General features: G+C 56.0%; 20 protein-coding genes and 1 other annotated feature. Of the genes, 4 read left to right on the top strand and 16 right to left on the bottom strand.

Annotated features, from left to right (window positions below):
- Positions 1 to 79 precede the first annotated feature (79 nt).
- The 14 genes from EHO01S_RS07560 to EHO01S_RS07500 all read right to left on the bottom strand — a co-directional run bounded on the left by EHO01S_RS07560 (position 80) and on the right by EHO01S_RS07500 (position 13,517).
- Complete coding sequence (locus EHO01S_RS07560; protein ID WP_051355206.1) at positions 80 to 568, bottom strand: NlpC/P60 family protein; 489 nt, start codon at positions 566 to 568, stop codon at positions 80 to 82.
- A gap of 154 nt (positions 569 to 722) precedes the next feature.
- Entirely contained in the window at positions 723 to 1,487 is a 765-nt protein-coding gene (gene btuD, locus EHO01S_RS07555) for a vitamin B12 ABC transporter ATP-binding protein BtuD (RefSeq protein WP_024523388.1), read from the bottom strand.
- Entirely contained in the window at positions 1,480 to 2,508 is a 1,029-nt protein-coding gene (btuC, locus tag EHO01S_RS07550) for a vitamin B12 ABC transporter permease BtuC (protein ID WP_370447913.1), read from the bottom strand. The genes btuD and btuC overlap by 8 nt, the downstream gene beginning before the upstream one ends.
- Entirely contained in the window at positions 2,492 to 2,695 is a 204-nt protein-coding gene (dsrB, locus tag EHO01S_RS07545) for a protein DsrB (RefSeq protein ID WP_024523386.1), read from the bottom strand. The genes btuC and dsrB overlap by 17 nt, the downstream gene beginning before the upstream one ends.
- A gap of 89 nt (positions 2,696 to 2,784) precedes the next feature.
- On the bottom strand, positions 2,785 to 3,081 hold the full coding sequence (ihfA, locus tag EHO01S_RS07540) for an integration host factor subunit alpha (protein ID WP_005285818.1): 297 nt from the start codon (positions 3,079 to 3,081) through the stop codon (positions 2,785 to 2,787).
- 4 nt (positions 3,082 to 3,085) lie between these two features.
- Positions 3,086 to 5,473: a phenylalanine--tRNA ligase subunit beta gene (pheT, locus tag EHO01S_RS07535; protein WP_024523385.1), complete on the bottom strand. Its 2,388-nt coding sequence runs from the start codon at positions 5,471 to 5,473 to the stop codon at positions 3,086 to 3,088.
- A 14-nt stretch (positions 5,474 to 5,487) separates the two neighbouring features.
- Entirely contained in the window at positions 5,488 to 6,471 is a 984-nt protein-coding gene (pheS, locus tag EHO01S_RS07530; protein WP_024523384.1) for a phenylalanine--tRNA ligase subunit alpha, read from the bottom strand.
- Between the two features lie 111 nt (positions 6,472 to 6,582).
- Positions 6,583 to 6,708, bottom strand: a sequence feature (Phe leader region).
- A complete protein-coding gene (gene pheM, locus EHO01S_RS18845) occupies positions 6,659 to 6,703 on the bottom strand; it encodes a pheST operon leader peptide PheM (RefSeq protein WP_106120997.1) in 45 nt (14 codons plus the stop codon). It overlaps the preceding feature by 45 nt.
- Positions 6,709 to 6,871: 163 nt before the next feature.
- Positions 6,872 to 7,228: a 50S ribosomal protein L20 gene (gene rplT / locus EHO01S_RS07525; protein WP_024523383.1), complete on the bottom strand. Its 357-nt coding sequence runs from the start codon at positions 7,226 to 7,228 to the stop codon at positions 6,872 to 6,874.
- Positions 7,229 to 7,270: 42 nt separating this feature from the next.
- Positions 7,271 to 7,468, bottom strand: coding sequence for a 50S ribosomal protein L35 (rpmI, locus tag EHO01S_RS07520; protein WP_005293643.1), 198 nt, complete (start codon positions 7,466 to 7,468; stop codon positions 7,271 to 7,273).
- Between the two features lie 96 nt (positions 7,469 to 7,564).
- A complete protein-coding gene (gene infC / locus EHO01S_RS07515) occupies positions 7,565 to 8,107 on the bottom strand; it encodes a translation initiation factor IF-3 (protein ID WP_070244941.1) in 543 nt (180 codons plus the stop codon).
- 3 nt (positions 8,108 to 8,110) lie between these two features.
- Positions 8,111 to 10,039 (bottom strand): threonine--tRNA ligase, encoded by a 1,929-nt coding sequence (gene thrS, locus EHO01S_RS07510; RefSeq protein WP_024523381.1) that lies wholly within the window; start codon positions 10,037 to 10,039, stop codon positions 8,111 to 8,113.
- 246 nt (positions 10,040 to 10,285) lie between these two features.
- Positions 10,286 to 12,289 carry a choline BCCT transporter BetT gene (gene betT, locus EHO01S_RS07505; protein WP_024523380.1) on the bottom strand — a complete coding sequence of 668 codons (2,004 nt, stop codon included), beginning with the start codon at positions 12,287 to 12,289 and terminating at the stop codon, positions 10,286 to 10,288.
- A 733-nt stretch (positions 12,290 to 13,022) separates the two neighbouring features.
- Positions 13,023 to 13,517, bottom strand: a complete 495-nt coding sequence (locus tag EHO01S_RS07500; RefSeq protein WP_024523379.1) for a hypothetical protein — start codon at positions 13,515 to 13,517, stop codon at positions 13,023 to 13,025.
- A gap of 1,028 nt (positions 13,518 to 14,545) precedes the next feature.
- Here EHO01S_RS07500 and EHO01S_RS07495 point away from each other — a divergent pair.
- Positions 14,546 to 14,785, top strand: coding sequence for a YobH family protein (locus EHO01S_RS07495; RefSeq protein ID WP_024523378.1), 240 nt, complete (start codon positions 14,546 to 14,548; stop codon positions 14,783 to 14,785).
- Positions 14,786 to 14,965: 180 nt separating this feature from the next.
- Positions 14,966 to 15,475, top strand: coding sequence for a DNA starvation/stationary phase protection protein Dps (gene dps, locus EHO01S_RS07490; protein WP_024523377.1), 510 nt, complete (start codon positions 14,966 to 14,968; stop codon positions 15,473 to 15,475).
- A 68-nt stretch (positions 15,476 to 15,543) separates the two neighbouring features.
- On the opposite strand, the gene pfkB is transcribed toward dps, so the two are convergent.
- Positions 15,544 to 16,497 (bottom strand): 6-phosphofructokinase II, encoded by a 954-nt coding sequence (gene pfkB / locus EHO01S_RS07485; protein WP_024523376.1) that lies wholly within the window; start codon positions 16,495 to 16,497, stop codon positions 15,544 to 15,546.
- Positions 16,498 to 16,719: 222 nt separating this feature from the next.
- Here pfkB and EHO01S_RS07480 point away from each other — a divergent pair, with 222 nt between their 5' ends.
- Entirely contained in the window at positions 16,720 to 16,962 is a 243-nt protein-coding gene (locus tag EHO01S_RS07480; RefSeq protein ID WP_024523375.1) for a DUF4060 family protein, read from the top strand.
- 1,297 nt (positions 16,963 to 18,259) lie between these two features.
- Positions 18,260 to 19,393 (top strand): porin OmpC, encoded by a 1,134-nt coding sequence (gene ompC, locus EHO01S_RS07470; protein ID WP_024523374.1) that lies wholly within the window; start codon positions 18,260 to 18,262, stop codon positions 19,391 to 19,393.
- Between the two features lie 675 nt (positions 19,394 to 20,068).
- On the opposite strand, the gene EHO01S_RS07465 is transcribed toward ompC, so the two are convergent.
- A complete protein-coding gene (locus tag EHO01S_RS07465; protein WP_024523373.1) occupies positions 20,069 to 20,878 on the bottom strand; it encodes an alpha/beta fold hydrolase in 810 nt (269 codons plus the stop codon).
- Positions 20,879 to 20,888 lie beyond the last annotated feature (10 nt).

Here is a 20,888-nt window from a genome sequence, read left to right as displayed (position 1 = left end):
GAGTTTACCTCGCGCCCGCTCAGGATAAGTTCAGGATAAATCAAGATATCGGGCGCGCTAGCAGACGCGCCCGTGGCGATTACAGGCGGCGTGCCTGCCAGTAGACGTTACGCCAATAGACGTTATCCAGCGAGGACCGTGTCACTCCCTGTGAGGTCGAGGCGTGGATGAAAGTGTCGTCGGTGTCGTAGATCCCCACATGCAACCCATTCTCCCCACGTCCGGTACGGAAGAACACCAGATCACCGGGCAGCAGATCGGCGCGCGCGACGCGTGTTCCTAACGAGGTCTGCTCCTGGGTGGTGCGCGGCAGTTGGATGGCGAAGCGATCGCGAAAAGTCCGATAAACAAAACCGGAGCAGTCGACACCGTTACGCTCCAAGCCGCCGTAACGATAAGGCGCACCATGCCACTGTTGCAGTTGATCATTCAACTGCGCGACCACCACGATAGGATCGCCCAGACGACTGCTGGCCGGCGGGGGGCGCTGTTGACTGCTACAACCGGCCAGGAAGAGCGCGATGCCACACACGACCCCGTAGCGATATTTCGATATCCGTCGACTCATCTCCCGAGAACCTCTGTGATGCCTGTATTATCCCTGACTCGGCGAGACGCCGAGGCGTGGGAGGAATAAGGAATTTTCTGCTGCCGAATCAAGCGATACCGCGCTGGCAGCCACCGCTAAATCATGACAAAACCGACGCACCGGTCAAGCATTTTTAACTCGGCTGATAGTAGAGCCAGTCGCGATCGCCGCCGCGGACGCGGCTGAAGGGGACACCGAACAACGCGCTCAAGGTCGCCAGCTGCATCACCGTCGCCGTCGGCCCCTGTGCCGTCACCCGCCCCTGCCCGACCATCCATACCTCATCGGCATGAAACAAGGTATGGTTAAGATCATGGGCGCTGGCGATCACGGAGATCCCGCTGGCACATAACTCGGCGAGCAGTCCATCTAACGCCGCCTGTTGGCGGATATCCAGCCCGCTCATCGGTTCGTCTAACAGCAACAGGCGAGCGTGGGGATTGAGCGTCGGCCAGATCTGGAGTAGCACCGCGGCCAGACGGACCCGCTGCCATTCGCCCCCAGAGAGCTGGCTTAAGGGCCGGCGCAACTTGTCCGTCAGACTCAAACGCGCGCTCAGCGCGGCTAAGACCTGATCCACCGCCGCCGGGGCCGCCGGCGGGGCGTACAGCCCCAGGTAGGCAAAGACCGGCATCAAGCCGCTCGGCAATTGCTGCTGCACCAGACAGGCACGCCGCCGCGCCTGTTGGGCACTCGACAGCGCGAACAGGGCCTGCCCATCCAGCCACACCTCACCGCTGCCCTCCAGCAGTCCGGCCAGACGCAGCAAGAGCGTACTCTTGCCCGCGCCGTTGGGGCCGATCACATGCACCAGCCGCCCGGCGGCCAGTTCAGCGTCGACAGGCGCCAGACGCCCGGCAACCGCCAGGCGTGTGATACGCAGCATCGGCTCAGCCATCCTGCCTCCCCGCCGGGCGGCGTAGCAGCATCCAGATAAACAACGGCGCCCCGATGGAGGCGGTCACCACCCCGATGGGCAGCTCGGCGGAGAATAACGCCACCCGCGCCAGCACGTCCGCCAGCAGCAGGACCGCCGCCCCGGCCAAGGCACAGGCCGGTAGCAACATGCGATGTGCGGTGATCCCCCACAGGCGTAACATATGCGGCACGACCAACCCGACGAAACCGATCACCCCGGCCAACGCCACGCTCACCCCGACCAGCCAGCCGATGGCCAATACTAGCAGACTCCGCCAATAGGCCATGCCTAGCCCAAGCTGGCGCGCCGGCAACTCGCCCAGCGCCAACCGATCCAGCGTCGGCCCGCAACGCAGTAACCAGGACAAGACTGGTAATAACGCCACCACCAGCCAGCCCTGACGCCAATCGACGCCACTGAAGCCCCCCATCAGCCAATAGAGCAACTGACGTAGATCCAGGCTAGTGCTGAAATAGACCGCCCAGGTCATCACCGCGCTACAAGCGATACCCAACGCGACACCGATCAGCAACAGACGGGCGTTATGGATACGCCCACGACGGGCGAATAACAGTAATAACAAGGTCGCCGCCAACGCGCCGACGATGGCCAGTGCGCTCAATTGCCAGAGCGGCAACAGGCTCGGCCCCAGCAACACCGCGATCACCAGGGCAACGCCGGCACCGTTGGAGACGCCAAGCAAGCCCGGCTCCGCCAGGTGGTTATCGAACAGCGCCTGCATCACCGCGCCACTGACGGCCAGAGAGGCACCGACCGCCATCACCGCCAAGATGCGCGGCAGGCGTAGCTGGCCGACGAAGAGTTGCCCTTGCGGCGAGAGCCATTGCGTCGGCCATAACCAGACGTCGCCGGCACTCAATCCCAGCAATAGCGCGCCGAACAACAACACCACCAGCCCCAGCAAACGCCGCCGATCATGGGAACGTTGGCGGCGTAGTAAGACGCTGAGACTGACTTCCGCTTCAGCAGGAGGCATCATCGTCATAGGGCTCGACAAAGATCCCCTGTTGGCAGCCGATCTCGTTGAAGAACCAAATTCCATTCGGGTAGTCGTCCAACGCCACCAGATACATGGTCCCCTCGCTGAACGGCTCCAACGCCAGGATACGCCCAATGCGGCGCGGACCTCCGTCCGTCTTTACGCTAACCCTATCGTTAACTTGCATGATTCATGCCTCTGTGTGCGCCGCGCAAACGGCTGAATATCGCAAGAAAAAGGCCACCTAAAGGCGGCCTTTTGTCCTGTTTGCCTGATTTAGTCCTTGGGTGTAGCGTTCTCGACCCGGCTCTTTAACTTCTGCCCTGGACGGAAGGTCACCACACGGCGCGCCGTAATCGGGATATCTTCCCCGGTTTTCGGGTTGCGCCCCGGCCGCTGGTTCTTGTCGCGCAGATCGAAGTTGCCGAAACCGGACAACTTCACCTGCTCGCCATTCTCCAGGGCGCGGCGAATCTCTTCGAAAAACAGCTCGACGAGGTCTTTGGCATCCCGTTTACTCAGCCCAAGCTTTTCAAACAGGTGTTCAGACATTTCAGCTTTTGTAAGCGCCATAGGTTTAATCCCTCAAGGATGCTTGGAATCGCTGTTTTAACGCCTCTACACATTTGGCGACGGTAGCGGCAATTTCCTCTTCTTCCAGTGTACGCGTGGTGTCCTGCAGCACCAGACTGATCGCAAGACTCTTATAACCCTCTGCAACACCCTTACCACAATACACGTCAAATAAGTTTACGCCAACTACCTGATTTGCGCCAACTTTCTTACATTCGGCCAAAACATCTTCCGCCGGCACGTTTTCGGCCACGACAACCGCGATATCGCGGCGGTTTGCCGGGTAGCGAGAAATCTCGCGCGCCTGCGGAATTCGGCGATCAGCCAGGGCATCCCAACGGACTTCAAACACCACGGTGCGACCATTGAGATCGAGTTTACGCTCCAACTCAGGATGTACAACCCCAATGAAACCAATACGTTCACCTTGCAGGTACAACGCGGCGCTCTGCCCCGGATGTAGCGCATCATGCGCCTCAGCACGGAACTGCACCTCATCCAGCTTACCCGTCAGCTCCAACACCGCCTCCAGGTCGCCTTTCAGATCGTAAAAGTCGACGACCTGGCGCTCCATGCCCCAGTGCTCTTCGTTACGCGGGCCGGCAATCACCCCGGCCAGCATCATATCTTGGCGGATCCCTAAGTTGGCGTGCTCGTCCGGGACAAAACGCAAGCCGGTTTCAAACAGGCGCACACGCGTCTGCTGGCGATTCTGGTTATAGACCACCGCGCCCAGCAAACCGCTCCACAACGACAGCCGCATCGCCGACATATCGACGGAGATCGGGCTCGGCAGGATCAACGCCGGCTGTTGCGGATGCAGCAATGCTTGCACCTTAGGATCGACGAAGCTGTAGGTAATCGCCTCTTGATAGCCGCGGTCGACCAGCAGGGTCTTCACGCGTTTCAGCGGCAGATCCGCCTCGCGGTGCGCGGTCATCACCAGATCGGCACGCAGCGGCACGTCGGGGATATTATTGTAGCCGTAAACCCGCGCTACCTCTTCGATCAGATCTTCTTCGATGGCCATGTCGAAACGCCAGCTCGGCGCCAGCGCCTGCCAGCCCCCGTCGATGACCTTCACCTGGCAGCCGAGGCGTTGCAGGATAGCCAACACCTGGTCATCGGCAATATGATGACCGATCAGGCGATCCAGCTTATTGCGGTGCAGGGTAATGTGCGCCGGCTGCGGCAGGTAGGCTTCGTTGCTCACCTCGATAACCGGGCCGGCTTGGCCGCCACACAGCGCCAGCAGCAGTTCGGTGGCGCGCTCCATGGCCCGCCGCTGCAACTGCGGATCAACGCCACGCTCATAGCGGTGTGAGGCATCGGTGTGCAGGCCGTAACGACGGGCGCGGCCCGTGATGGCCAGCGGGTTGAAGTAGGCACACTCCAGCAGTACATCACGGGTTTCCCCATTGACGCCGGAATGCTCCCCGCCGAAGATCCCCCCCAGCGCCAACGGCTGCTGATGGTCGGCAATCACCAACGTGTCGCTGCTCAAGCTGGCCTGATTGCCATCGAGCAGAGTCAGGGTCTCCCCTTCACGCGCCATACGCACCACGATGCCTCCCTGCAACCGGTTCAGGTCGAAGGCGTGCATCGGCTGCCCCAGCTCTAACAGGACATAGTTAGTGACGTCGACCACCGGATCTATGCTGCGGATGCCGCAGCGACGCAGCTTCTCGCTCATCCACAACGGCGTCTTCGCCGTCACATCGATGCCGCGCACCACACGCCCCAAATAACGCGGACACGCCTCCGCCGCCTGCACCTCGATCGGGAAGCGATCGTCGATGCTGACCTCGACCGGGGTCACTGCCGGCTCCGTCAGAGAGAGGCCATTCAGCACCGCCACATCGCGAGCAATGCCCAGAATACCGAGGCAATCGGCACGGTTCGGCGTCACGCTGATCTCAATGCTGTTATCGTCCAGCTTCAGGTAATCACGCAGATCGCACCCCAGCGGCGCATCCGCCGGCAGCTCGATGATGCCGTTGTGATCATCGCTGATCCCCAGCTCCGAGAAAGAGCACAGCATCCCTTCCGAGGGTTCACCACGCAGCTTGGCCGCCTTAATCTTGAAATCGCCCGGCAGCACCGCGCCGATGGTGGCGACCGCGACACGCAGCCCCTGGCGGCAGTTCGGCGCGCCACAAACGATGTCCAGCAGGCGCCCTGCGCCGACATCGACCTTAGTCACCCGCAGCTTATCGGCGTTAGGGTGTTGTTGGCAGGCGACCACCTCGCCGACCACCACGCCGTGGAAGGCGCCAGCCACCGGCTCCACGCCGTCCACTTCCAGGCCGGCCATGGTGATTTGTTCGGACAGCGCCGCGCTGTTAATGGCAGGATTCACCCACTCGCGCAACCAAAGTTCACTGAATTTCATGTGTTAATCCCGCCTTATTTGAACTGTTTGAGGAAACGCAGATCGTTTTCGAAGAATGCACGCAAATCGGTGACGCCGTAACGTAACATCGTCAGGCGCTCCATGCCCATCCCGAAGGCGAAACCGGAGTACACTTGCGGATCGATGCCGACGTTGCGCAGGACGTTGGGGTGTACCATGCCGCACCCCAACACTTCCAACCACTTCCCATTCTTACCCATCACATCCACTTCAGCAGAGGGTTCGGTAAACGGGAAATAGGAGGGACGGAAACGGATCTGGAGATCCTGCTCAAAGAAGTTGCGCAGGAAGTCATGCAGCGTCCCTTTCAGATTGGTGAAGCTGATGTCTTTGTCGACGATCAGCCCTTCCATCTGATGGAACATCGGGGTATGGGTCTGATCATAGTCGTTACGATACACGCGACCCGGCGCGATGATGCGGATCGGCGGCTGTTGATCGCGCATGGTGCGGATCTGCACCCCGGAGGTCTGAGTACGCAGCAAACGCGTAGCGTCAAACCAGAAGGTATCGTGATCGGCGCGTGCCGGGTGATGCGCCGGAATGTTCAGCGCGTCGAAGTTGTGGTAGTCATCCTCGATCTCCGGCCCAGTGGCAACGGCAAAGCCCAATTCGGCGAAGAAGGATTCGATGCGTTCGATCGTACGGGTGACCGGATGCAGGCCGCCGTTTTCCATGCGACGCCCCGGCAGCGAGACGTCGATGGTCTCTTCGGCCAGGCGGGCATTCAGCGCCGCCGCTTCCAACGCCGCTTTACGGGCGTTTAGCGCTTCCTGTACCGCCTGCTTAGCCTGGTTGATCACCGCCCCGGCCGCCGGGCGTTCTTCTGCCGGCAGCTCGCGTAGTGACGTCATTTGCAACGTTAAATGACCCTTCTTCCCCAGGAACTCGACACGCACGTTATCCAGCGTGGCGACGTCCTGGGCACTCTCTACGGCTGCCTTCGCCTGGGCAACCAACTCGGCGAGATGTGACATGACTTTCCTCTTCTTCCGGCCAGTATGGCCCGATGGTCGATGTTGAGCGATGAGTCGCTCATCGTATGACGGCACGCGCCCTCTTCGTCTGCGGAGCCGTGGCACCGCGCTAAAAAAAAAGCCTCCACGAGGGAGGCTTTTGGCGCTGTTTTCCGTTTCTTTTCTTACGCGCAAAGCCTCCTGACAATCAGGCGCTAAAGTAAAAAAAGAAGCGGAAAATAGCAGCGTTCATGCTTGCGTTACCTTGAACATTCAGAACTTATTGAAAACTCTGCATCTATTGAAAAGCTCTCGCCAGAGAATGTCAATAAATTTCGTCTAACCGCCGGCGACAACGCGCTCAAGACGCCCGACCGCATCAGACAGCAAAAGAGGGAGCAAGCTCCCTCTTTCGTCTGACTTATGCCAGAGCCGCTTTCGCTTTTTCAACCAGGGCGGTGAACGCCACTTTGTCGAATACGGCGATGTCGGCCAGGATCTTACGGTCGATCTCAACAGAGGCCTTCTTCAGACCATTGATGAAACGGCTGTAAGAGATGCCATTCTGACGAGCAGCCGCGTTGATACGCGCGATCCACAGCTGACGGAACTGACGCTTACGCTGACGACGGTCACGGTAAGCGTACTGACCCGCTTTGATCACTGCCTGGAAGGCAACACGATATACGCGCGAACGGGCACCGTAGTAGCCTTTCGCCTGCTTCATTACTTTCTTGTGACGTGCACGGGCAATCACACCACGTTTTACGCGAGCCATATGCTCTCTCCTAAAGTCTTATTCTTGATTCAAAAAAATTACTTATGCGTACGGCAGGCACGCGACTACCAGACCCAGATCGCCTTTGGAGACCTGAGACTTCGGACGCAGATGACGCTTACGCTTGGTAGATTTTTTGGTCAGAATATGACGCAGGTTAGCATGTTTACGCTTGAAACCACCACCGGCGGTTTTCTTAAAGCGCTTGGCCGCGCCACGCACAGTTTTAATCTTAGGCATTTCGATTTCCACTTCGCATTGTTAATTACAACGAATCAGTGAGGCGAACGGTTCCACAGACGCCGTAGCGTACCGTGGAACCCTTACTTGATAGCCTTACTGTTTCTTCTTGGGGGCGAGCACCATGATCATCTGGCGGCCTTCGATCTTCGTTGGGAAGGATTCGACCACGGCCAGTTCACTCAGATCGCTCTTGACGCGGTTAAGCATCTCAATACCGATCTGTTGGTGCGCCATCTCACGACCGCGGAAACGCAGTGTGATCTTGGCTTTATCGCCATCTTCCAGAAAGCGAACCAGGCTGCGGAGTTTTACCTGGTAGTCGCCATCATCGGTACCAGGACGGAATTTAATTTCCTTCACCTGGACAACTTTCTGTTTCTTCTTCTGCTCTTTGCTAGCCTTACTCTTCTCATAGAGGAATTTGCCGTAATCCATGATACGGCAAACCGGCGGTTCAGCGTTGGGGCTGATTTCGACCAGGTCGACGCCAGCTTCCTCGGCCTTCTCAAGAGCTTCTCTCAGACTGACAATACCAATCTGCTCGCCATCCACACCTGTCAAGCGAACCTCTTGGGCGCGAATTTCCCCGTTAATACGATTAGGACGCGCCGTTTGAACTCGTTTTCCGCCTTTAATACCTTATTCCTCCAACTGATGAAGACTACGGCTGCGAATCTCTTGCAGCAGCTTCTCGATTACGTCGTCGATGCTCATCACGCCCAGGTCTTTCCCACGGCGTGTACGCACGGCCACTTTACCGGCCTCGACTTCTTTGTCGCCGCAAACCAGCATATAAGGAACACGACGTAAAGTATGTTCGCGAATTTTAAAGCCAATCTTCTCGTTTCTCAAGTCTGATTTTGCGCGAATCCCTGCGGCTTGCAGTTTTTTGTTCAATTCTTCGACATATTCAGCCTGAGAATCAGTGATATTCATCACTACGGCCTGCACCGGTGCTAACCACGTCGGGAAGAAGCCGGCGAACTCTTCGGTCAAGATCCCGATGAAACGCTCCATAGAGCCGAGGATAGCGCGGTGAATCATCACCGGAACCACACGCTCATTGTTTTCACCGACATAAGACGCGTTCAGACGGCCCGGCAGGGAGAAGTCGAGCTGCACGGTACCACACTGCCAAGCGCGATCCAAGCAGTCATGCAAAGTGAATTCGATCTTCGGCCCGTAGAAGGCCCCCTCACCCGGCTGGTATTCGAACGGAATGCCGTTCTCTTCCAGCGCGGCGGCCAGATCCTCTTCGGCACGATCCCAGATCGCATCGCTACCGATACGCTTCTCCGGACGCGTGGAGAGTTTCACCACGATCTTCTCGAAGCCAAAGGTGCTGTACATGTCGTACACCATCTTGATGCAGCTATTGACCTCGTCACGGATCTGCTCTTCAGTACAGAAAATATGCGCATCGTCCTGGGTGAAGCCGCGCACACGCATCAGGCCATGCAGCGAACCGGACGGCTCGTTACGGTGGCAACTGCCGAATTCGGCCATACGCAACGGTAGATCACGGTAGGACTTCAACCCCTGGTTGAAAATCTGCACGTGTCCCGGGCAGTTCATCGGTTTGATGCAGTACTCACGGTTCTCCGAAGAGGTAGTGAACATCGCATCCTTGTAGTTTTCCCAGTGACCGGTCTTCTCCCACAGCACCCGATCCATCATGAATGGGCCTTTGACCTCTTGGTACTGGTATTCTTTCAGCTTCATCCGCACGAAAGCTTCCAGCTCGCGGAAGATGGTCCAGCCGTCGTTATGCCAGAACACCATGCCCGGCGCCTCTTCCTGCATATGATACAGGTCGAGTTGCTTACCGATCTTACGATGGTCGCGCTTGGCGGCCTCTTCCAGACGTTGCAGGTAGGCGTTCAGTTGCTTCTTGTCCGCCCAGGCGGTGCCGTAAATACGCTGCAACATCTTATTGTTGCTATCGCCGCGCCAGTAAGCGCCAGACGATTTCTGTAACTTAAAATGGTGACAGAAGCGCATGTTCGGCACGTGCGGCCCACGGCACATGTCAACATACTCTTGGTGATGATACAGACCAGGCTGATCATCGTGGCTGATGTTTTCATCGAGGATGGCTACCTTGTACGGCTCATCCCGCGCGACGAAAGCGTCGCGTGCTTCCTGCCAGCTGACTTTCTTCTTGATGACGTCGTAATCTTTTTCCGCCAGCTCATGCATGCGTTTTTCCAGGCGATCGAGATCTTCCTGGGTCAGGGTATGCTCCAAATCGACATCGTAATAGAAGCCGTTGTCGATCACCGGGCCGATAGCCATCTTGGTTTGTGGCCACAATTGTTTGATGGCGTGGCCCAGTAGGTGGGCGCAGGAGTGACGCAGGATCTCCACCCCTTCCTGATCCTTGGCGGTAATGATGGCGACGGTGGCGTCGCGCTCGATCAGATCGCACGCATCGACCAACTCACCGTTGACGCGACCGGCAATGCAGGCTTTAGCCAGACCGGGGCCGATATCGCGGGCGATATCCATAACGGAAACGGGATGATCGAAGTGACGCTGACTGCCGTCAGGAAGCGTAATAACAGGCATTTGAATTCCTTATCTACAGTGGTGACCCACACGACAGGTCACATATAGAAAAAAGTTTTGTTTAGTTTCGGTATGTTACCGATGCGCCCCTGCTCTACTTAGCAAGATGCGTACGCCCTGCTTCCCCACACAAAGCGATAACAGAGCGCACTAACATCGGTGTCGGGCAATATTACCCCCGAGCGCGCGAATTGCCAACCGCATTCCCTTGGGATGACGGCAGGCCATTCAGCGCAGCGCTGAGCATTAACTGCGGATCAAGTGCAAGAAGTGAATATGTTTTTCATACTGATCGAGGATGTCGTGTAACACCTGCTCCTGCGTCCAGCCCATCAGGTCGTAATCTTGCCCTCCTTCCTTCAGATAGACCTCGGCACGGTAGTAGACCTCCCCTTCGCGCGGACTCTCCTCATCCAAGCCCGCCATGGCGAAGGTCGGCTTGCGATAGGCGCGCAAGCGTACACCATAGCAAAACGCCATATCATCGCCAAATTCAACCTGTAGGCTGATGCGCTCATCCTCCCCCTCCCCGCCGATCAGGGTCACCTCCTTGCCCTGACGCGCCAACTCTTCGCTCACCATCATCATCGCCGGTTGGATCACTTCGGCGATAAAGCGGCGCACCTGCGAACGCTTCGGGTTATAGACGATGTTACGCAGCCGGCGTTGCCAAGAGATCGGATTACGGCTGGCGGGCGGGGCGATGGTGGTGACCAATTGGCTACGCTTCTTGTAGATATCGACACGTAACGCCTTGAGCAAGCCGTAAATCACCACCAGCAAGATCACGGCGAACGGCAACGCGCTGGCGATGGTCACGGTCTGCAATGCCCGTAAGCCGCCGGCTACCAGCAACACGATCGCCACCACCCCGGTTAACGCGGCCCAGAAGATACGTTGCCACAGCGGCGTATGCTTAGCACCACCGGACGCCAGCGTATCCACCACCATGGCGCCGGAGTCAGCCGAGGTGACGAAAAACACCACCACCATCACCATGGCAATAAACGACAATAGCGTCGGCTGCGGGAAATGCTCCAAAAAGTTGAACAGTGCCAGAGAGACATCGCGCTGGACGTTGGTCGCCAGATCGGTGGCCCCGCGATGGGCGATTAATTCGATGGCGCTGTTTCCGAATACCGTCATCCACATCAGGGTAAAACCGGCCGGCACGAGCAAGACGCCGGTAACGAACTCACGAATGGTTCTACCGCGCGAGACACGCGCGATAAACATGCCGACAAACGGCGACCACGATAGCCACCACCCCCAGTACAACAGTGTCCAGCCCCCCAACCAACGGCTGGATTTCGGCTCATAGGCATATAAGTTAAAGGTCTTGCTGACGATCTGCGACAGGTAGGCGCCGCTGTTTTCGACAAACGACTTGAGCAATAACACCGTTGGCCCCAGCGCCGCGACTAACAGCATCAACAACACCGCCAGTCCTAAGTTAAGCTCGGACAGCAAGCGGATGCCGCGATCCAAGCCCGAGACTACCGAAAGGGTTGCCAGGGTGGTGATGCCGATGATCAACCCCACCTGTACCGAGGTCGAAATCGGCAAATCGAACAGATGATTCAGGCCGGCATTGACCTGTAATACGCCGTAACCGAGCGATGTGGCGACACCGAACACGGTGCCCAGTACGGCGAAAATATCGACCGCGTGCCCTGCCGCTCCATAGATACGCTCCCCAATGAGCGGATAGAGCGCCGAACGCAAGGTCAACGGTAACCCATGGCGGTAACTGAAAAAGGCTAAAATCAACCCGACGATGGCATAGATCGCCCAGGCATGCAGCCCCCAATGGAAAAAGGTTAACGTCATCGCCTGCTTTGCGGCGGCGACGGTTTGCGCGCTGCCCTCCGGCGGCGAAAGGTAGTGCATCACCGGTTCGGCGACGCCAAAAAACATCAGGCCGATCCCCATGCCAGCGGAGAACAGCATGGCGAACCAAGAAAAATAGCTGAATTCCGGCTCCGCATGATCCGGGCCGAGTTTGATCGTGCCGTAACGCGAAAAGCCCAGATAGGTTACACTCAACAAAATTAGCGCGACAGCTAAAATATAGAACCAACTGGCATTAGCAAATATCTGCTGCTGTAGGGTTTGGAATCCCTGTTCGGCCTGTTGCGGCATCATGCCGGCAGATAATACTAAGGCGATGATTAATACTGCGGAAATAATAAAAACAGGTGGATTAATAGTGTGTTTTTTACTTTGTTCACTCGTGCCATTATGACTCATGTTATACCCTCACTGTGAGTTTATAATGCGCGCAATTTACTCATCCTTAATGTGAAAATTACCCGAAAAAATCGCCATCGATACGCTCATTGAACGTTCGACCCCAAAGAAAACGCGCAAATCATAAGGAAAAACAAGCCCATTTTCAATAAAACAAGTAAGTTTTATCGTAACCTGCCGATAAATTCGCTTAATCATTGTACGCTTACCGGTGAGAGAAACGCGCCTGAGCACGCCCTCCCCTTTCCTTTTCTTGCCCTATTTCCTGACGTACCTGTCGCACTGCGCCGCCGGCACGCCGCGACGACATTTACGGTTATTCCGAACCTGGACAAAACATTATCTGCCCATCCTCAGACGAGGGTGCAATTTAAAAAGAGAGCGCCTCGCTAGTTTCTTTTTTCTGCCTGATGAAGTGGTTAGCCGCATTATTTTACTGCCGGGGAAAAAGAAAAATGCGACGACGCGCGGTATGCACGCGCATGCGGCGACTTATGCCGGTTCCACCATACCGGTGGGCAAACATTGCGCCATTGAGCCGTCAACTCGTGGATGGCCCCTTGGGGCATCGCGGCGTTGGGCCGCTGGCGTCGTAAGGCACCTTGGGCCGCATGGCCGCTGAGCCATGCCCCGCGCATGCTCCGTACAGAAAACCCCAACCGCAGCAGGAGAGCCCCGCTTCCCCGGCGGCGAGCAAGCGCAGAATGCTCGCCAACCGTTCAGCGTAGAGGCGTTAGTGCGCTGGTAATAGCATGCGTAACTGCTGCGCCGCCTGGGCGTACGCTGCCAATTGCTGATCGTTAACCCCCTGCGGCGTGATGCCTTGCATCGCGCTACGCCACGCCATCATCACCGCTTGTAGCGCATCGCGCTGAGCCGCACTCTGCAATTGGGGATAGACCACCTGGTATTGAGCCTCGATCAATCGCCGCGCGCCTTGCAACAAAGCGGTATGGCACGCATTGATATGATCGCGTTCGCTTAAGGTCGCGTTCTGTGCCAACCATTGACCCGCGACAAAATTACCCGCCTGTAAACGTTGTGACATATGCTGCATGTTGACCAGCAGATCGCTGGCGCTCTGTACCGGCGGAAAATCCTGCTCCAGCGGAACATCGCATTGAAAGCTACTGCGAAAAGGGTGCGGCGAAGGGTTACTCCCCTCCGGGGGCGCGCTGCAAGCGCTCAGCAACCATGCCGCCGCCAACAAAGACAAAAATGGTTTCATATCAACTTCCTCATTCGGTGTGCTGCGATGATAGCAAGCGCGGGCAACAACTCAATCACTGAGATAATATTTCCCTCACCGGCGCACCTCTCGCACGCCAAGCGACGTGTTGCGCAACGATGTACAAACCTGCCTTAACACATACGCAAAAAAAATGAGAATCGGTGAGCCATATCACATCCGCCTATTATGGATTAGGCTATCTTTATTCCATCCGAGGCAACGAAAGGAGTTAAATGGCACATTTAATTACATTCGTGACGGCAGTGAATTGTAGCACACGACAGACCCTCGTCCTGGCCCGCCCGGAAAATGCCATCTAATTGATGGCGCGGGATTTCTGCCTCGCGGTGGTCATTCCCAAATCATTCGCTATTACCCGAGGCCTCATCAATGAGGCCTCATTTATTTGATGACAGGCAATCCCAATATTATTCACTTGCGCGCTCACCCGGCACGCGCTTGCCGGAACAGGCACGTCACCCACGCCTCCTACCGCGATTGTCGTCAACCGTCTGGCGCTTATCCGCGCCGCTTACTTACAGGGTAATGCGCGAAAAAACAAAAACCCGGCGATTGCCGGGCTATTACACTGCCTTAGCGACTTAACTACGCTTGCGCATCGCGCTTATTTCTTTTTTCTGCGCGCCGTTCTTTCAGTGTCTTGCCAGATTTTTTCTTGCTGTCCTTATCCTTTCCTCTACTCATAAACGCCTCGCTTATTTTTGATAGTACTCAGTATCGGTAAGCCAAACGCTGTATCAACAGCAGCTCATTAATAACAAAGCGGAACAATAAACACAAGCCAGTGCCTTGTTTTGTCCGGCATGTCTCTTCTTCGCGGCCAATATATGCTGCCACCAGTACACATTCCCCCCACACGAAAGACACTCTCAATATCGCCGACTGACGGGCTCGCTGCGCAGCTGCACCGGAAAGTCACTCGCCTATTTTGCTGATTATGATAGACTATTTAACAAATTCTCGTGGCCTACTGGTTCACTCGGTTTGACCCCAAAGGAATTATCATGCGTCTACTTAAAACGACCCTGCTCCTGCTGATCGTCGCCTATCTGGCCATGCTGTTCACTGGCTATGGTTTCCTGGTTAATGGGGGTAAAAAACTGGGCGGGTTAGCCCTTGAGTGTCAGTACCTAAGCGCCTACGGTTTGAAGAGCGAACACCAGCTGCGAGATCCTCACGGCGTGATCGGGCGTGGCGAATGCCCACTCTTACACGCCGTCGCCACCCCATTCTGGCAACATTGAGTGTCAACGAGCCCCCGCCGCGTCCAGCGGGGGATCATTGGCATCACCTATTTAAGTAATACCGAGAACCCCTTAGCCATCCTCTTCCGCTCCTCCCTATACTGACACAAACAGTATGTATTCCGGGGTACGCTAGCGTAGGCATCCCCATGACACAGGCTAACAGTGGGAGACATCACCATGAACGTGACACCTTTGAACAATGCTTATCCAGACTCATCCCTCTTTGCCACCCGCAATGATTTGGCGCCGGAGATCAAACAGCAAACCATCGCGCTGCTACAACCGCTCCTGGTCGAGTTTATCGATCTCGCGTTGTTGACCAAGCAAGCGCACTGGAATATGAAGGGGAAAAACTTTATTGCCGTACATGAGATGTTGGATAGTTTCCGGGCCGCACTGCTCAATCACCAGGATATCTTCGCCGAGCGTATCGTCCAGCTCGGCGGCACCGCCCAAGGGACGCTACAGACGGCCGCCAGTGCCACCTCGCTGGCACCCTACCCGTTAGATATCACTCACGTTAGGGCGCATCTACTGGCGCTGGCGGAGCGTTATGCCATGGTTGCTAACCATACCCGGGCGGCGATCGGCCGCGCACAAGATGAAGATAGTGCCGACATGTTGACGGCAGCCTCACGCGATCTGGACAAGTTCCTGTGGTTCATCGAAGCACACCTCGCCGAGTAATGGTGCACACGCCCTCCCCCTGAGGCCACGGGGGCTGAAATCAGCCCCCATCTTTCGGCTGCCCACCTTTAAAAGGTATACACCTGCGGCTGACAGGCCTGGAGATAGGCGATAATGTCGTCCACCTCAGTGCGTTGACACAGTTCTGTGCCATGACGCAGCGTCGCCGCCGTTCCCGCGGCGACCCCTTGGATTGCCAAATCCAATAATGAGCCGTTGGCCGCCAGTTGCAGCGTCATCGCCGCTACCATGCTATCACCGGCTCCCACGGTCGTGAGTACCTTAATCGGCGGCGGGATTACCTGCACCCACGATTGCCGATCGACTACTATCGCCCCTTGGGCCCCCAACGACACCACTACGTACTGTGCGGCTCCTCGTAATACCAGATCATGGGCCGCTTGCAACACCGAGGAGGGCAGCGTCATCTCTTGCCCACTCAAGGCCGCCAACTCTTTCTGATTCGGTTTAATTAGCGTCAATCCCCCCACCTCGACTGCCGCTTGTAACGCCTCTCCCGAGCTATCGACGATGCAACGAATGCCGCGCTGCATCGCCTGACGCAGCAAGTCAGCCAATGCCGCTGGCGCGACGCTATCGGGAAGACTGCCGCTGACCACCAGTAACGCTCCGCGGGGAATGGCCATGATCTTCTGCGTCAACGCGGCAAACTCCTGCGCCGTTAACACGGCCCCCGGCATGACGAAGCGATACTGCTCATCGGTCGCCGTCGCATTGATATGCATATTCTGCCGTGTCCAGGCACGCGAAGCGACCACGTTCACCGCGACGCCCTCCGCCCGCAATAAGGTGCTCAACTGTTCGCCGGTCGAGCCACCGGCGGGATAGATGGCCTCCGCCCGTCCACCCAAGCGCTGAATAGCGCGCGCCACATTAATCCCGCCGCCACCGGGTTGATAGATGGCCGGGGTGCAGCGTAACTTGCCTTCCGGATAGAGTTTAGCGGTACTGGTCGCGCAATCTAGCGACGGGGACAGCGTCAGTGTGTAGATAAGATCCATAACGGCTCCTTAATCGATAGCTTTCATCTCAGCGTAGCATTAATAGGTAACACTGATCCTGCCGTCCCCGTCGGTTTACACTCCGCCGCATTATTCAGCAACCATGCAGCATCGTGAACGGATGGCGCTCCACGGGGTATTACCGAGGAGATAATGGTGTTATAACAAGGAGGTCAGCCACGCTGACGCAAGCAAACTGATTGATTTATGTAGGGAGCCTGTATGAAGCGAATCATTAAAGGCGATACAAACTTCTCTCACCTTGTTGTTGCTCATGCCGCCATCGATCGGCATGCCTCAGCTTTCGGACACACTCGGCAGGGATGGCCCTGCATCTACCACCTCAAATACCGAGACAAACTCATCGCCGTCGAAGTCGTGACCCGGCGTCAATCTTATGTCGCCACCGTAATGGTTGGCGCCCGTAATCTCAGCAAACTGTGCGGTATGCCAGCCGCAGCCTGACGAACCTGGGCACACTGGCATGTGTGCCCGCTAGCGACGTCTGGTCGGCCCCCCCTGTCTCTCCTTCGCCAACACAGCGCGCCAAGCTGCATCGCCTCTCCCCCTGCGCCAGCGCAACTGGCAGCCTCAGTTGCCAGCGTATGATTCACTAATAAATTCTTTTTTTTCATGATGATATACAAAATTCACGATTCTTGACTTGCAACTCATACACCATAGCGCTTAAGTGAATAGGCAACCAACCCAACGATAGTTAAAGAGAGGCTACTATGAGTAAGGGAATGGATAGCAAAAAAGATGCGAAGAAAAAACCGCAGAAAACGCTAGCAGAAAAACGCGCAGCGAAACGCGCAAAACGCGCCCACATGGAGGATGTGGTAGAATAAGACAGCACGGTAATTCTTTGCATATAAACCCGCCACGGCGGGTTTTTTGTGCGCCATACTGACCGCCTCCGCACACCGTCAAACAGCATCGCAGGAGATATGTGCACCACGGCAAAGTCGAACAAAAGCCAAATTAAGACTTGTCTAATAAAACCCCTGACAACAACCTAACTGGTGTATTTTATCGCCAATAAAAATTACGCACATTTTGCTAAAAACCAAAATGTACACGCCTGGAAACCTAATTTAACAGTTAACCATTGCTTATTAATAGCTATAAAGAAAAACGCCGCCACCACGCTGACATCGTATCGCCATGATTACCGCGCGCTCCTTCCCTTCCCCCTTTCACCGCATACCAGCGCCATGTGAATGGGTATTAGAACATGAATCAAACAACGTCAAACAAACACAAGGCTTTTATTTAACTATATGATTTTCAAAGAAAAATAAATAGATTTACATAAAAAAAGCCAACCAGAAGGTTGGCTTAAAGAATTTTAAGACACAGAAAAATAAAATGCAGTAACAATGATGAGATTTAAGTATACAGCAAGAAATTTCCCTGCATTAACAATTCGTGTGATCGCCAATTAATCATAATGCGCACTACTGTGACTCCGCAGTGCGTCATAAAATAAGCCAAACAAATACTGATTAAATTCCACGCGATACGACATCAAATATAGCGATATTTACAATTATACACAGTTAATTACCCTATCTAATAATTAAACGGGAACTCTTCTTTTTATTTATGGTGAAAAACACCTATGATTATGGCGTGCCCATTACGTTAGCTTCGACAGACGGAACGCAATTTAGTTCGCGTATTGCGCACGAAAAAACAAAATAAGCAGTGGCATCTCATATCTGGCCGCTTAGGTCAGCAACTAAGAAGGAATATTATTGTGAAACGTAATCTGCTGGCAGTCGTTATTCCTGCTCTGTTGGTTGCAGGCGCAGCTAACGCTGCGGAAATCTACAACAAAGACGGCAACAAGCTGGATCTGTACGGTAAGGTAGATGGCCTGCACTACTTCTCCAGCAATCACGCTGACGATGGTGATCAATCTTATGTCCGTTTCGGCTTCAAAGGCGAAACGCAGATCAACGATCAACTGACCGGGTACGGCCAATGGGAAGCCCAGGCTAATGCTAACCAGTCAGAAGACAGCGGCGCTAACATCTTCACCCGTCTGGGCTTTGCCGGCCTGAAATTCGCCAACTACGGCTCCCTCGACTACGGCCGTAACTATGGCGTGCTGTACGATGTTGAAGGCTGGACCGACGTGCTGCCGGAATTCGGTGGTAACACCTCCGCACAAACCGACAACTTTATGGCGCAGCGTGCCAATAACCTGGCGACCTACCGTAATAACGACTTCTTCGGTTTGGTCAACGGCCTGAACTTTGCTCTGCAATACCAGGGCAAAAACGACGGTTACAGCCACGATAGCGCCTCCAGCATCGACGATCACGATAAGCTGCAAGAAGATAACGGCGACGGCTTCGGTCTGTCTACCAGCTACGATCTGGGCTGGGGCGTCAGCGCCAGCGCTGCCTATACCTCCTCTAACCGTACTACCCAGCAGAAGTTTATCGGCACACACGCACAGTCCAACGTGGCGGGTGGCGAGAAAGCCCAAGCCTGGGCTGCCGGCCTGAAATACGATGCCAACAACATCTATCTGGCTACCATGTACAGCGAAACCCAGAACATGACGCCGTTCGGCTCTAACGGTATCGCCAACAAGACGAAGAACTTCGAGGCCGTAGCGCAGTATCAGTTCGACTTCGGTCTGCGTCCGTCTATCGCCTATCTGCAATCTAAAGGCTCTGAGTTGGGCGCCTATAAAGGCTTCAACGGCGGCAAGGCTGACCTGGTTAAATATGTTGATGTCGGCGCGACTTACTACTTCAACAAGAACATGTCGACCTACGTCGATTACAAAATCAACCTGCTGGACGACAACAGCTTCACCCGTGCCAACGCTATCAACACCGACGATATCGTGGCGCTGGGCTTGGTATACCAGTTCTAATTCCACGCACGTGGAGCCAGGAACTAAGCTGCCAGCCTGATGGTGGAGTAGCGAACGCAGCGATATACCCTGCTGCGCTTTCGATAAGCTCAAGCCATAACGGCATATATACGGCCGGGAGTCTTTCCCGGCCGTATTCTCATCGGCTGCACGCACCGCGTACTGACCAGCATGTCGCCTCAGCCTCCCCCGCTTATTTTCCCCACGCCAAGCTATCCCCGATGGCGAGCAAATAGCCTGTCCGATACTAGAATCAACGTGTGCGCAAATGTCGGCATCGATTGCCGACAATATTCTCGCCATGGCAACGCGACGGCGGGACTCGCGTTATCCCCGAGTGCGGTTGCACCGCCCGTCAACGCGCTTACGCGGAGGCAAGACGGCGTAGCCAATGCGGTTGCGCTTCACGGCCAGCGGCATAGCGCGCCGGGCCTGGTTACCCACCTGATGGCCTGAAGCGAGGAAGTGACGGGCAGCGGTATAAGCTTAGAAGCACGCGCGCCCTGAAGAAACGTGAGGCACGCTAGGAAACCGCGGCACCGCGGTGTGAGCGGCGTCGCGGAAAGACCCCACCGCTCACACCGCTATGCCTCGCTTTATTACGGGGGAGCGCCGCCAACCGCAACGATAGCGCCTGATGCGACGCGATGACGCTACTCGCTTAGCCTACGCAAATCAGTGCAAGCCTGCCTGCTGCAAGAAGTCGAGCAACAACTGGTTCACCGCCTGCGGTTGCTCCAAGGTACAGATATGCCCGGCATCGGCGACCAACGCCTGGCGACACTGCAAGATCTCGGCCATCAAGTAGCCCTCTAAGGGAGGACGCGGCTGATCCTCGGCCCCCGTCATCACCAGCGTCGGCATCGTCAGCGACGCCAACTGCGCACAGCGATCCGGACGCCCAAAGATCATACGCCCCAAGGGAACGATGCTATGACGTAACGTCTGCGCGGGCACCGCCGCCAGACGCTGCTTCAATGCGTCGAGCAACGCCGGATCGGGTGTCTGACGGAAGAACAACGGCGCGATCTGTGCTAGCAGCGGCGCGGGAATCGCGCCTGCTTGTTCAATCGCCGCCAACATGGCGAAATAGCGCTGATGAGTCACCTCTGGCTCTCGACCGACGAAGGTATCCATCAACACTAATGCCGCGCAGCGCTCACCAGCCAGAGCGGCCAACTCGGCCCCCCACATCCCGCCGACCGACAAGCCGATCATGGCAAAGCGATCGATCTGCAAATGCGCCAATAACGCCAAATAATCCTGCGCGAGACAGGTCAATGCATGGTGCCCTTCGGGTAATTCCCCGGAGCGACCGTGCCCCCAGAGCTCCGGCACAATCACCCGGTAATGCTTACTCAGCGCTGCAATCTGCGGACGCCACATCTCAGCATCGAACAGATAGCTGTGCCCCAGCAGCAGGGGAAAACCACTGCCCTGATCCTCGTAGTACATATCGCGCTGATGTAAATGCAGTATTGGCATAAAACTCCTT

Source organism: Edwardsiella hoshinae NBRC 105699 = ATCC 33379 (genome assembly GCF_000474215.1).
Taxonomy (GTDB): Bacteria; Pseudomonadota; Gammaproteobacteria; order Enterobacterales; family Enterobacteriaceae; genus Edwardsiella; species Edwardsiella hoshinae.
This window is presented reverse-complemented; position numbering and strand designations above follow the sequence as displayed.

What these genes read in the sequence shown, in the direction of transcription:
- pfkB (WP_024523376.1), bottom strand. Translation starts at nt 16,497, where the DNA reads ATGGATCTTATCTACACACTGACGCTGTCCCCGTCGCTAGATTGCGCG.
- btuD (WP_024523388.1), bottom strand. Translation starts at nt 1,487, where the DNA reads ATGGCTGAGCCGATGCTGCGTATCACACGCCTGGCGGTTGCCGGGCGT.
- EHO01S_RS07465 (WP_024523373.1), bottom strand. Translation starts at nt 20,878, where the DNA reads ATGCCAATACTGCATTTACATCAGCGCGATATGTACTACGAGGATCAG.
- btuC (WP_370447913.1), bottom strand. Translation starts at nt 2,508, where the DNA reads ATGATGCCTCCTGCTGAAGCGGAAGTCAGTCTCAGCGTCTTACTACGC.
- dsrB (WP_024523386.1), bottom strand. Translation starts at nt 2,695, where the DNA reads ATGCAAGTTAACGATAGGGTTAGCGTAAAGACGGACGGAGGTCCGCGC.
- pheT (WP_024523385.1), bottom strand. Translation starts at nt 5,473, where the DNA reads ATGAAATTCAGTGAACTTTGGTTGCGCGAGTGGGTGAATCCTGCCATT.
- EHO01S_RS07560 (WP_051355206.1), bottom strand. Translation starts at nt 568, where the DNA reads ATGAGTCGACGGATATCGAAATATCGCTACGGGGTCGTGTGTGGCATC.
- ihfA (WP_005285818.1), bottom strand. Translation starts at nt 3,081, where the DNA reads ATGGCGCTTACAAAAGCTGAAATGTCTGAACACCTGTTTGAAAAGCTT.
- rpmI (WP_005293643.1), bottom strand. Translation starts at nt 7,468, where the DNA reads ATGCCTAAGATTAAAACTGTGCGTGGCGCGGCCAAGCGCTTTAAGAAA.
- EHO01S_RS07495 (WP_024523378.1), top strand. Translation starts at nt 14,546, where the DNA reads ATGCGTCTACTTAAAACGACCCTGCTCCTGCTGATCGTCGCCTATCTG.
- EHO01S_RS07500 (WP_024523379.1), bottom strand. Translation starts at nt 13,517, where the DNA reads ATGAAACCATTTTTGTCTTTGTTGGCGGCGGCATGGTTGCTGAGCGCT.
- EHO01S_RS07480 (WP_024523375.1), top strand. Translation starts at nt 16,720, where the DNA reads ATGAAGCGAATCATTAAAGGCGATACAAACTTCTCTCACCTTGTTGTT.
- rplT (WP_024523383.1), bottom strand. Translation starts at nt 7,228, where the DNA reads ATGGCTCGCGTAAAACGTGGTGTGATTGCCCGTGCACGTCACAAGAAA.
- thrS (WP_024523381.1), bottom strand. Translation starts at nt 10,039, where the DNA reads ATGCCTGTTATTACGCTTCCTGACGGCAGTCAGCGTCACTTCGATCAT.
- dps (WP_024523377.1), top strand. Translation starts at nt 14,966, where the DNA reads ATGAACGTGACACCTTTGAACAATGCTTATCCAGACTCATCCCTCTTT.
- betT (WP_024523380.1), bottom strand. Translation starts at nt 12,289, where the DNA reads ATGAGTCATAATGGCACGAGTGAACAAAGTAAAAAACACACTATTAAT.
- pheS (WP_024523384.1), bottom strand. Translation starts at nt 6,471, where the DNA reads ATGTCACATCTCGCCGAGTTGGTTGCCCAGGCGAAGGCAGCCGTAGAG.